Consider the following 11,881-nt stretch of genomic DNA (forward strand, 5'->3'; position numbering starts at 1 on the left):
GCCCGGCCGCGCCTATCGTTCGCGGTCGAAGCGCCAGGCGACGCCGTCGGGCGACAGCGCGTCGAACGGCACGACGATCTGCAGGGTGCGGCGGGCCCCCGCGACATCGGCGAAGAAGATCGAATCCTCGATCTCGCAGTGCGAATCGCAGCGGAACAGCCAGGTCTGGTCCCGGACGCTGAGCCGGATCGCGGCGCCGGCGCTTTCCACCACCACCGACGGGTGGAGATGGAATCTCGCCGTCGCGTCGCGGGCGATCATCTGCGGGCGGTGTCCCCCGCCGCGCAGGAACCGGTCCGCGCCGAGCACGGTGCGGCCGTCGCGGGACACTTCGATGCGGCGGCTGTGCAGGAGGCCGAAGCCGCGATCGTAGCCGTCATGCGTCGCCTCGAAGCCGAGGCCGCTGTCGCCGGTCTCGGCGCAGTCGACATGGGTCGGGCCCGGCACCAGCGGCGTGCCGAGGAAGCGGTCGAGGCTTTCCGAGCGGGCAAAGCGCGAGGAGGACTGGTCGGCGATGGTCACCGTCGAATGCGCCGCGGTCGACCGGGACAGCCGGCGCCAGTCACCGTCCTCGCCGATCGGGCGGCCGCAATTGACGACGATGCGGCTTGCCTCGCTCGACAGCTCGAAGGACAGCGTGCCAGCATGGGCACCGCCGGAGAAGGCCGGCGGCGGGGGGCAGCCGGTATCGGCGACGACGACGGTCTGGCCGGCGGCGAGCCGGTGGTAGCCGGACTGGCGCGCATGGAACATCGGCTCGCCGAGCGTCTCGTCGAAACGCAGCAGCACCGACAGGAGATGGACGTCGCCGGCCCCGGCGCCGTTGAACAGCGCCAGCGACCCGTCCGAATGGCGGAAGAAGCGCAAAGCCGGCAGCATCCGGTCGATGGCGGTGTAGATGCCCTTCGGCACCGGCTGGCCCTGGCCGACGAAGGTCTGGCGCAGCGGGATCATGTCGGCGAGGATGCGCGCGACGGCGCAGGGATCGCGCGACACGTGCCCGCCATCGGGGAATATCTGCCGGTCGAGCTCGTCGGCGAGGTGCAGCGCTGCGATGCGGATGCGCGCATTCGGCGTCGGCAGGCAGAGCGCGGCCAGGGCCAGGGCAATCCGCACCGTCAGCCGGGGCATCCCGTCGGGCGCCTCCTGGGCGATCGAGCGCAAATAGCGGGCCTGGCCGGCCAGGCTCTTCATGAAGCGGCGGTAGAAGCCGAGTTCGGCGTCGGTCAGCAGCAGGTCGGCATGGGTCATCCAGCTGATCACCCGCCGCGCCGTCACCGCCGGCTCGAAGGCGGGGCCCGCGATCGTGCGGCCCTTGAAGCGGATCCAGTCGTCGACGAGGGTCCGCGCATTGGCGACAGCCAGCGCGTCGCCCGCCTCGGCGTGATGGCGCAGCCAGTCGAAGCCGTTGAGCTCGGCGGCATAGGCCGGGCTCGGCAGCGCCAGCTCGAAGATCGACGAGCGCCCTGGCTCCAAGAGCTGACCGGCGAAATGGAAGCGTCCGGCATAGATCGCCTCGGCGACGGCCGGATCGCCGTGACGAAGGTTCGGCGGTACCACCAGCAGCCGGTCGGGAACGCCGCCGGCGAAGCGCCAGCGATGGATCGGCCCGGTGCGCAGCCGCCGTCGAGCCCGCCGCCACGCTTCCCGCAGCGTCAGGACCGCCAGCAGCGGTCTATCCACGAGGCTCGTCGACACGTCCTTTTCCCAGCTCCGGACAGTGTCCGGTCCCGTGGCCCCAATCAGGCGTCACGGGTTCCTCGCCTTGCGGCGATGAAGCCGGGACGCCGGCTCTCTGGGGCCAAGTTTCTGCCAATATGGTAAAGGCTTTGCTAAGCCGCTGGCGAGTCCTGGAAAGTCCGCCTCAGATGCGACGCAGCCGCGCGGCAAAGAACCCGTCGAGTCCGCCGCCAGCCCCCTCGCCGCCGCCCATCATCTCGGGCGTCGTGCGCAGATCGCCGGCCTCCGTCACCGCGAAGCCGAAGCCCGGTAGTTCCTCCGGCTGCACAGGGTCGCGGACATAATCCGGCCGAGCCTTGAGGAACGCCTCGACGAGATCCTCGCCCTCCAGCGGGTCGAGCGAGCAATTGGAGAAGACGAGACGCCCCCCGACCGCCAGCATGTCGGCGGCAACAGTCAGGAGCCGCGCCTGCACGCCGGCGAGCTTCTCGATCTCGGCCAGGTCCTTGGTATAGGCGACGTCGGGATGGCGGCGGATTGTACCGGTGGACGAGCAGGGCGCATCGAGCAGGATCGCGTCGAACGGTGTCTCCGGCGCATGGGCGGCAACGTCGCCGACGATCGTCTCGGCTTCCAGCGACAGACGCTCGAGATTGGCCTTCAGCCGCTTCATCCGGTTGGCGTTGATGTCGAAGGCGGTGACCTTGCCGCCGGCGAGGATCAGCTGGGCGGTCTTGCCGCCGGGCGCGGCGCAGAGATCGGCGACGCGCTGGCCCGTCAGATCGCCGAACAGCTGCGCCGGCAGGGCGGCAGCGGCGTCCTGTACCCACCAGTCGCCTTCCGCAAAGCCCGCAAGCCCGGTCACCGCGCCGTCGAATTCGCCGAGGCGCACGGTCGAGCGCCCAAGGTGGGTGCCGCCGAGGCGTTCGGCCCAGCCGGCCGCATCGGCCTTGACGGTGAGGTCGAGCGGCGCGGGCGTCATGTGCGCCAGCGCGATCGCCTGCGCGCGTTCCGGACCATAGGTCGCGACCAGCCGGCGCATCAGCCATTCCGGCACATTGTCGGACGGCTGGCCGATGCCCGCCAGCGCCTCCTTCTCGCGCGAGAGGCGGCGCAGCACGGCGTTGATCATGCCGGCAAAACGCTGGCTGCGGGAATCGATGTTGGCGGCGGCAACGGCGAGATCGACTGCGGCCGAATCGGGGACATTGAGATAGAGGATCTGCGCCGCGCCGACATGCAGAATATGCTTCAGCGACGCCGCGTTGGGTGGCAGCGGCCGGTCGAGACAGGCGTCCAGCGCCCGGTCGATCTTGCCGCGGAAGCGCAGCGCCGTCAGGATGATCGCCTTGACCAGGCCCTGGTCGCGCGGCTCCAGCGCGCGCAGGCCCGGATGGCCGCCGGTCGGATCGAGCAGGCCGTCGGCCGAGGTCTTGGCGTCGACGATCGCCGACAGGAGCTTGGCAGTGACCAGGCGCGCGCCGAGGCCGGGCCGGTCGCCGGCCGAGTAGCCGTCCGGCACGAAGCCGTCGGGACCGGCGGGAATGCGGGCGTGGTTACCGCCGCGATCCTGTGATGGCTTGCCCGGCAGCGGGCGCTTGCGCGGTGCCGAGCGGGAGGCGTCGAAATTGCCGCCGCGGCGGGACTTCTTGCCGTCCGTCCCGGCGCTCAACCCCAGGGTCCCCGGCGCGTACCACTGGCGGATGCCGCCGGCGGCGCGACGCGCTGGTTGCCGGCCCGCCCGATGCCGATGCCCATCTCCGACGCCATCGCCTCGAGCGCCGCGATGCGGTTGGCCGGGTTGGGATGGGTCGAGAACAGCCCGTCCATGCGCTGGCCGGACAGCGGGTTGATGATGAACATGTGGGCGCTCGCCGGATTGCGCTCGGCATCCTGGTTGACGATGCGGCCGGCGCTCTTGGCGATCTTGTCGAGCGCCGTCGCGAGCCAGAGCGGATTGCCGCAGATCTCGGCGCCGCGCCGGTCGGCGGAATATTCCCGCGTCCGGCTGATCGCCATCTGGACGAGCATCGCCGCAAACGGCGCGACGAGCATGCCGACCAGCAGCCCGACCATGCCGAGCGGGTTGTTGCGATTGCCGCCGAAGAAGAAGGCGAAATTGCCGAGCATGGAGATCGCGCCAGCGAGCGTCGCAGTGATCGTCATGATCAGCGTGTCGCGGTTCTGCACATGCGCCAGTTCGTGCGCCATCACGGCGGCAACTTCCTCGGGGGTCAGCCGCTCGAGCAGCCCCGTCGTCGCCGCGACGGCAGCATTCTCCGGATTGCGGCCAGTTGCAAAGGCGTTCGGCTGCGGGTTCTGGATCACGTAGACCTTGGGCATCGGCAGGTCGGCATTGGCCGAAAGGCCCTCGACGATGCGGTAGAGCTCCGGCGCGGTGCGGGCGTCGACCTCGCGGGCATTGTGCATCCGCAGCACCATCTTGTCCGAGTTCCAGTAGGAAAACAGGTTCATGCCGGCGGCGACCACGAACGCGATCATCAAGCCGGCGCGTCCGCCGATCAGGAATCCCACCCCCATGAAAAGGGCGGTCATGAAGGCAATCAGCATCGCCGTCTTGATCATGTTCATGCGAGGGTCGTCCTCCGGTCCGTGCCGCGCGTCAAAATCGCGCCGTGTCGGCAGGAAATCTGGGGATCGCGGCGGGCTTCTTCAATGCTGGGAGCGCATGACCAAGGGCGCTCGGCTTGTTCGAGAATGCCTCTGATGACACGCGGGTGGTCGCAAACGATCCCGCACCGGCATAGGGGGCTTCACCCAACGGCCGCAATGCTTATCTGAATCGCGAGGCACATGACGATGCCGGCTTGCGGCGCACGCGTGGCGGACCGGCCATCGTCAGCCGCGCACGGATGAGGACGACGATGATAGAAACGCCCGATAGCGTTCAGCCGGAATTGCCGCCGACGGCGCGAGCCGACCTGCCGGATGCGGCCCGCCGGGCGTTGGCGGAAGCCGCCGAACGGCGCCGCCTGCAGGAAGCCGCTGCCGGCGCGACCGAGCGCCCGACCGAGGTGAACGGCCCGAAGGGACCAGAGCCCGTCCGTTATGGCGACTGGGAGAAGAACGGCATCACCTCCGACTTCTGAGGGCCAGCGACGGACGGAATCTCGCCCGCTGATTGTGGGCCTCGTATCCTAGATCGAACGCCACCGGCGGCGGCACATGCCTCTAGGTCAGATACTCCGGCAGCCGCAACCCGATTGCGCAGGAAGCAGTATAGGAATATTATCCGGCATCGTCATTGATTCGCCGGCAGTGCTCATTGCTTCCTTCGCGCTCCACTCTTTCCGGTTGCATCATCGCGTCGGTGCTCGCGTCATCGATCTGGTCACCGGCGGCGGCTGACGACCGCTATCCGCGGAAGATCGCCGGTCCCGTCGAAGCGCGGGTCATCAAGGTCCGCGACGGCGACACGGTCGAGGTCGAGGCGTTCGTCTGGCCGATGCAGGCCGTGCAGGTCGCGGTGCGGCTGCAGGGCATCGACGCGCCCGAGCATCGCGGCAAGTGCGATGCCGAGAAGGCCGCCGCGGCCAGAGCCACCGATCGGTTGTCGGCCCTCGTGGGCGATCAGCCCGTCACACTGGCCGATATCTCCGGCGACAAGTATTTTGGCCGCGTGCTGGCGACGCTGTCGACCGCCGACCATCCCGATCTCGCCAGGATCCTGCTCCGCGAAGGCCTTGTCGCCCCCTATGGCGGCGGCAAGCGCCGCGACTGGTGCACCGGCGCCGACGGCCAGGATCTGAGCGCGGTCGAAGCAGGCACACTCAGCCCCGGCTGATCCTGATCGGCTAGGCGACGTGTCGCCTGGCGCCCAAACCGCACCTGACGATTGCCGTTGCGCCCCTGCCGCGATATGCGCAGAGCAGTGGCTTGCGAGCAGTTTCACGTGAAACGGGAATGGGCGATGGCGACGGGCGAAGCGAAACTCGAGGCCATCGTGCGCGAGGCCGTCGCGGCCTTCCAGCCGAAGATCGCCGTGCGGCTATGGACCGGCGAGCGCATCGGTCTGGCGGATGGGCCTGTCCTCGCCCTCAACGATCCTGCGGCGCTGGCGCGGTTGGCCCTCAGCCCGCGCATCGCCACGGCCGTCGAGCTCTGGATGTCCCGTGCCGTCGACATCGAGGGCGGGACGATCTTCGACATCGCCGGCGCGCGTTCCGGCGTCAAGACGCGCGATGCCCTGAAGCAGCTCGACAAGATCAAGATCGCGGCTGCCCTGCCGGCGCTCTACGGCCTCTCGCGGCAGGGCAAGCGACAGGCGGCGGCGCAGGCCGGCGATGGCGCCGGCGCCAGCGGCTCGTCGATGGCGGCGATCCAGTTCCACTACGACATTTCGAACGATTTCTACCGGCTCTTCCTCGACGAGCGCATGCTCTATTCCTGCGCCTATTTCGACGGCTGGCACGACGATATCGACAGGGCGCAGCACGACAAGCTCGACATGATCTGCCGCAAGCTGCGGCTCGGGCCAGGCGAGCGCTTCCTCGACATCGGCTGCGGCTGGGGCGCCCTCCTGATCCACGCCGCCGAGCATTACGGCGTCACCGGCCACGGCGTGACGCTGAGCCAGGCGCAATACGATCTCGCCCGCGAACGCATCGCCGCCAAGGGCCTGTCGGACAAGGTGACTATCGAGCTGAAGCCATTCCAGGACCTCACCGGCACGTTCGACAAGATCGCCTCGATCGGTATGTTCGAGCATGTCGGCTGGGACAATCACGATGCCTATTTCAAGGCCGTGCGGGGCCTGCTGCGGCCGAACGGCCTCTATCTCCACCACGCCATCACGCGGCCGGCCAAGGCGACGGATGCGAAATTTCGCAAGGGCACGAAGGAATATGCGGCGATCATCCGCTACATCTTCCCCGGCGCCGAACTCGACCATGTCGGCCATTCGACGCAGATGCTCGAGAAGCACCGCTTCGAGGTCCACGACGTCGAAAACTGGCGGGAGCATTATGCCCGCACCTGCCGCCTCTGGCATGACCGGCTGGCCGCCCGCATGGACGAGGCGTCGGCGATCGCCGGCGAGGAACGGGCGCGGCTGTGGCTGCTTTATCTGGCCGGCGTCTCGCTCGGCTTCGAGCGGGGCGGCCTCCTGATCTACCAGACGCTGGCCTCGAAGCGCTCCAAGGGGCCCAGCGGCCTGCCGCCGACACGGCGCGACCTCTACGCCTGAGATCACCGTCAGCCGGCGAACGGCGTTTGACCGCGGAGCGCCCCCGCGGCCGAGGCAGCAATCGTTCGGCACCTTCTTCGCCGACGTTTCTTGATTGTGGCGAAGAAACGGCGCCCGCCCGCCTACAATGCGTCGTTCGCCGGTCTTGACGATTCTTGTCGATTTTGGCGGGAACCAGTACGGGCGGCATACATTCTTTCTCCACGATCAACTGTTGGAGAACCGAACCATGCGCAAGACCCTTCTCCCCGTCCTTCTCGCCGGCGTCGTCATGCCGTTCGCTGCCTTCGCACAGGGCACGACCGCCCCGGCCACCACCGAAACCCCGTCGATGTCCGACGAATCGGCACCGGCCCAGTCGATGGAGCCAGCGGCTTCCCCGGATGCCGGCGGCGCCACGATGGACTCCACCACGACGGCAACCGACACGGTTACGCCGCCGGCCGAGGCCGAGTCTGACACGGCTGAAACTCCTGACATGGACATGGATACTGACACGGCGTCGACCCCGGCCGTGAGCACTGGCACCGACATGGCGTCTGCTGGCGAAGGTCCGTTCGTCACCGTCCCGCCGACCGGCGCATGGCGCGCGTCCGACCTCGAAGGCAAGGATGTCTACGGGGCTGACGGCGAAAGCATCGGCTCCATCAGCGACGTCCTGCTGTCCGAGCAGGGTGAAGTGATGGCCGTCCTCGTTGGTGTCGGCGGCTTCCTCGGCATTGGCGAGAAGGATGTCGCCGTGTCCATGGACGCGCTCGAGTTCGGCCCGGGCAAGACCGAAGGCCTGCCGACCGAGGCTGAAGCCGAAGCGACCGAAGAAGCTGCAGCACCCGCCGCTGGCGGTATGGCAGCCGATCCCGCCGCTCCGGCCGGTGGTGCCGACATGACCGCTTCGACGACGGAGACCGTGACCCCGGTCGTCGGCGAGGACAACCTGCCGGACCGGATCGTGCTCAACGTGACGCGTGAAGAGCTCGAGAACGCGCCGGCCTACGGCGAAGTGGCGACCGACATGGATGACGACGCGGCTGCCACCGGCGCTGCGCCGACGACGCCGGCAACCGGCACCGGCATGGCGCCGACCAGCGACGCGCCGGCTCAGTAAGCAATCTGTGCGGTGGCGGGCTCCGGTCCGCCGCCCCTGACACGACGAAGGCCCGTGCCACCCTTGGTGGCGCGGGCCTTTTTCGTATCGGCAGGTCTCTGGTCGGTCGAAGCGGGCACCGCACAATCAAAAGGCCGCTCCCTGTTTCCAGGAAGCGGCCCCGTGATGTCTCAATTACCGGAGGTCGTCAGACCGAAATCCGGATCTGCATATCTTTATACGAAGCGAGGAGGCTGCTCCGCCGCGTTGCCAAGATACTGAGACCCAACCGGTACCTGGAAATCACTCGACATTGGATCACCTCCTTTCGCTTCGTTGAACACGAAGCAAGTATGGGAAGAAAAATGCGGCAGTGCAAGAGCCTGGCGCATTTTGCGCCAGTTTCACGCAAGGTCTTGGCGGTGCAGGCGGAATGGGAGGCTCAACGGCAACGCCGTTAAGGGTTTGTTGGCGGCTCAGACGATTTGGAATGGGTCCCCGGGTCGAGCCCGGGGATGACGCCGAGAGGGTCGGTGTGCCAAGCCACTGGCGGTAGGGTGATGAGGGCTAGCCCCCCGTCGCGCCCGGCGACAAAGGCTGGCGCAGCCTTACCCCTTGCGGTTCTGCCGGTGCTCGACGAGGTCCTCCACCACGCCGGGATCGGCCAATGTCGAGGTGTCGCCCAGCGCGCCGAAATCGTCTTCGGCGATCTTTCTGAGGATCCGGCGCATGATCTTGCCCGAGCGGGTCTTCGGCAGGCCCGGCGCGAACTGGATCTTGTCGGGCGAGGCGATCGGGCCGATCTCGTTGCGGACATGCGCGACAAGTTCCTTGCGCAGTTCCTCCGTCTCGTTCTCGCCCTCCATCAGCGTCACGTAGCAATAGATGCCCTGGCCCTTGAGGTCGTGCGGATAGCCGACCACGGCGGCTTCCGAGACCTTGGGATGAGAGACGAGCGCGGATTCCACCTCGGCTGTGCCCATGCGGTGGCCCGAGACGTTGAGCACGTCGTCCACCCGGCCGGTGATCCACCAGTAGCCGTCGGCGTCGCGGCGGGCGCCGTCGCCGGTGAAGTACTTGTCCCGATAAGTCGAAAAATAGGTCTGCTCGAAGCGCTCGTGGTCGCCATAGACGGTGCGCATCTGGCCCGGCCAGGAATCGGTGATGCACAGATTGCCGGCGCCCTCGCCCTCGATGACGGCGCCCTCGTTGTCGACCAGCTGCGGCTGGACGCCAAAGAACGGCAGCGTCGCCGAACCCGGCTTGAGGGCGATGGCGCCGGGCAGCGGCGTGATCAGGATGCCGCCGGTCTCGGTCTGCCACCAGGTGTCGACCACCGGGCAGCGCTCCTCGCCGACCACCCGGTAGTACCAGGTCCAGGCTTCCGGGTTGATCGGCTCGCCGACCGAGCCGAGCACGCGAAGGCTGGCGCGAGAGGTCGACAGCACCTTGTCGTCGCCGGCGCCCATCAGCGCGCGGATCGCCGTCGGCGCAGTGTAGAAGATGTTGACCTTGTGCTTGTCGACGACCTGCCAGAAGCGCGACGCGTCCGGGTAGTTCGGCACGCCCTCGAACATCAGCGTCGTCGCGCCGTTGGCGAGCGGGCCGTAGACGATGTAGCTGTGGCCGGTCACCCACCCGACATCGGCCGTGCACCAGTAGATGTCGCCCTCGTGGTAATCGAAGACATATTCGTGGGTCATCGAGGCGTAGACGAGATAGCCGCCGGAGGTGTGCAACACGCCCTTCGGCTTGCCCGTGGAACCCGACGTATAGAGGATGAACAGCGGGTCCTCGGCGCCCATCTCGGCAGGCGGGCAGTCGGCAGAGACTTCCTCGCGCGCCTCGTGCCACCAGACGTCGCGCCCGTCCTGCCAGGCCACTTCGCCGCCGGTGCGCCGGACCACCAGCACGGTCCTGACGTCCTGGCCGGCCGCGGCGGCGATCTCGCAGGCGCGGTCGGCATTCTTCTTCAGCGGCACCTTGCGGCCACCGCGCAGTCCCTCATCGGCGGTGATCAGCACCGAGGACTGCGCGCCCTCGAGCCGTCCCGCCAGCGCGTCGGGCGAGAACCCGCCGAACACTACCGAATGCACCGCGCCGATGCGCGCCGACGCGAGCATCGCGACCGCCGCCTCCGGGATCATCGGCATGTAGATGGTGACGCGATCGCCCTTCCTGACGCCGTTGGCCAGCAGGACATTGGCCATCCGGCAGACCTCGCCGTGCAGCTCGCGATAGCTGATCGCGCGGCTGTCGGCCGGATCGTCGCCTTCCCACAGGATCGCCGTCTGGTTGCCGCGCATCGCCAGATGACGGTCGATGCAGTTGGCCGAAACGTTCAGCGTGCCATCCTCGAACCAGCGAATGTCGACATTGCCGGGCGCGAAGGAAGTGTTCTTCACCTTGGTATAGGGCTTGATCCAGTCGACGCGCTTGCCGTGCTCGCCCCAGAAGCCGTCCGGGTCCTCGACGCTGATGCGGTACCAGTCACGATACTCATCCTCGGTCAGCTTGGCATCGGCCTTCCACTCGTCCTTGACCTGGATCGTCGTCATGCTCGTTCCTCCCGTCGCGCCGGTATGACGCCGGCATTTGGCGGGCAACTTAGTTTGAAACGTCGTCGAGGGTCCAGTTCGCGGGGGTTAGACTTTCGCGGGACACGAGCCCTGTCTGGATCAAGTTGCCCCACCACGTTGCCGATGCGGGATTCCTGCTGACACAGACAATTCCCGCATCTAGACTGCAGAAATGGCCGGAGGCGGCCAGCAGCCCGCGCCCCGAAGGGGCATGGCGAACGCCTCCACTTCTCCTTCCTGACCGTCTCAACCGTCGGGCGAAGGCGTTGGCAATGCGGGCGCCGACGGACACTTCGCCGGACGAGGGAGCGGACATGCGCGATCATCGCGATGCCAAGGCCATGGCTAAGGAGCTGCGGACGGCGCTTGCCGAACGCAAACTAACAATCACCCACAGTGAAGCGCTGGAAATCGTGGCGCGCCAGTTCGGACTGGCGAACTGGAACATCCTCGCAGCGAATCGAGGGGGCGCCGCCGAGCCCGACATGGCCGGGATGGCCTTCGAGCAGGCGGTGCCGATCGTGCGGATCTTCGACGTGGGCAAGGCGAGGGAGTTCTATCTCGGCTTTCTCGGCTTTACAGTGGACTGGGAGCATCGCTACGGCGACAATTTCCCGCTCTACATGCAGGTTTCGCGCGCCGGGCTCCGGTTGCACCTCTCCGAACACGCCGGCGACGCGACGCCGGGCGGCAACATGTGCGTCTACATGATCGGCATTCGCGCGCTTCACCGGGAATTGGCGGCGCAGGACTACCGCTACATGAAGCCGGGATTGCAGGATGAGGGCTCGCGGCTGGAGCTGCAGGTCACCGACCCGTTCAACAACCGCATCCGATTCATGGAGCTCAAGCCCGGCTGATTACGCACCCGCTTGTGGAGTCTGTTACCCAAAAAGGCCGATCACCACGCTCATGATGACGATGACGCCGAACCAGTGCGCAGCGTTGAGATAGGTCAGCTTGCGGGACCGTGCCTCGTAGGAATGATCGACGACGATCGTCGTCAGGACGAAGCCGGCCCAGATCAAGACGCCGGTGATCAGAGCGTTGCCGATGGTGACTGCGCCGATATGGCCGACGATGCCGGCCAGCGCCGCGGCCATCACCAGTTCGGCGAGAAAGACGATCGCCAGTGGCCCGAATTTCAGCGCCGGGCGGCCGCCATAGCCGCTGGCTGTCATCCACGACTTCTCCACCGCGCGATGCCAGCCGAAGCCGAAAGCGAAGGCGAGGAGGGCGGCGACAATGACGCCGAGCGGGCTGAAACCGGTGAAACTCATGGGAAAGGCCTTTCGACGGACAGGATGCGAAGGAACGGTCGAACAGCGCTGA

The 11,881-nt window shown here is 67.3% G+C and carries 10 protein-coding genes; 5 read left to right on the forward strand and 5 right to left on the reverse strand.

All coding sequences use genetic code 11. The annotated features are described in order from the left end of the window. Positions 1-12: 12 nt before the first annotated feature. From GTW51_RS24540 to htpX, 3 genes are all read right to left on the reverse strand, one after another. A complete protein-coding gene (locus tag GTW51_RS24540) occupies positions 13-1,698 on the reverse strand; it encodes a heparinase II/III domain-containing protein (protein WP_163045197.1) in 1,686 nt (561 codons plus the stop codon). 166 nt (positions 1,699-1,864) lie between these two features. After that, entirely contained in the window at positions 1,865-3,271 is a 1,407-nt protein-coding gene (locus tag GTW51_RS16810; RefSeq protein WP_163045262.1) for an RsmB/NOP family class I SAM-dependent RNA methyltransferase, read from the reverse strand. Between the two features lie 77 nt (positions 3,272-3,348). Continuing rightward, complete coding sequence (gene htpX / locus GTW51_RS16815) at positions 3,349-4,272, reverse strand: zinc metalloprotease HtpX (RefSeq protein ID WP_163045198.1); 924 nt, start codon at positions 4,270-4,272, stop codon at positions 3,349-3,351. Positions 4,273-4,565: 293 nt separating this feature from the next. Here htpX and GTW51_RS16820 point away from each other — a divergent pair, with 293 nt between their 5' ends. From GTW51_RS16820 to GTW51_RS16835, 4 genes are all read left to right on the forward strand, one after another. Then, positions 4,566-4,790 (forward strand): DUF1674 domain-containing protein, encoded by a 225-nt coding sequence (locus tag GTW51_RS16820; protein WP_163045199.1) that lies wholly within the window; start codon positions 4,566-4,568, stop codon positions 4,788-4,790. A gap of 221 nt (positions 4,791-5,011) precedes the next feature. Further along, positions 5,012-5,485, forward strand: coding sequence for a thermonuclease family protein (locus tag GTW51_RS16825; protein WP_343034042.1), 474 nt, complete (start codon positions 5,012-5,014; stop codon positions 5,483-5,485). Between the two features lie 126 nt (positions 5,486-5,611). After that, positions 5,612-6,886 (forward strand): SAM-dependent methyltransferase, encoded by a 1,275-nt coding sequence (locus GTW51_RS16830; RefSeq protein WP_163045201.1) that lies wholly within the window; start codon positions 5,612-5,614, stop codon positions 6,884-6,886. A gap of 229 nt (positions 6,887-7,115) precedes the next feature. After that, positions 7,116-7,991 carry a PRC-barrel domain-containing protein gene (locus GTW51_RS16835; RefSeq protein WP_246233232.1) on the forward strand — a complete coding sequence of 292 codons (876 nt, stop codon included), beginning with the start codon at positions 7,116-7,118 and terminating at the stop codon, positions 7,989-7,991. A gap of 587 nt (positions 7,992-8,578) precedes the next feature. Here the strand turns inward: GTW51_RS16835 and acs are convergent. Beyond that, positions 8,579-10,528 carry an acetate--CoA ligase gene (gene acs / locus GTW51_RS16840; protein ID WP_163045203.1) on the reverse strand — a complete coding sequence of 650 codons (1,950 nt, stop codon included), beginning with the start codon at positions 10,526-10,528 and terminating at the stop codon, positions 8,579-8,581. A gap of 335 nt (positions 10,529-10,863) precedes the next feature. Here acs and GTW51_RS16845 point away from each other — a divergent pair, with 335 nt between their 5' ends. Then, positions 10,864-11,409, forward strand: coding sequence for a glyoxalase superfamily protein (locus tag GTW51_RS16845; RefSeq protein ID WP_163045204.1), 546 nt, complete (start codon positions 10,864-10,866; stop codon positions 11,407-11,409). Positions 11,410-11,433: 24 nt separating this feature from the next. Here the strand turns inward: GTW51_RS16845 and GTW51_RS16850 are convergent, their stop codons facing one another. Then, the gene (locus tag GTW51_RS16850; RefSeq protein ID WP_163045205.1) at positions 11,434-11,829 is read right to left on the reverse strand and encodes a DUF1761 domain-containing protein; all 396 of its coding nucleotides are present in this window, start codon (positions 11,827-11,829) and stop codon (positions 11,434-11,436) included. Positions 11,830-11,881 lie beyond the last annotated feature (52 nt).

The organism is Aurantimonas aggregata (assembly GCF_010500835.1).
Lineage (GTDB): Bacteria > Pseudomonadota > Alphaproteobacteria > Rhizobiales > Rhizobiaceae > Aurantimonas > Aurantimonas aggregata.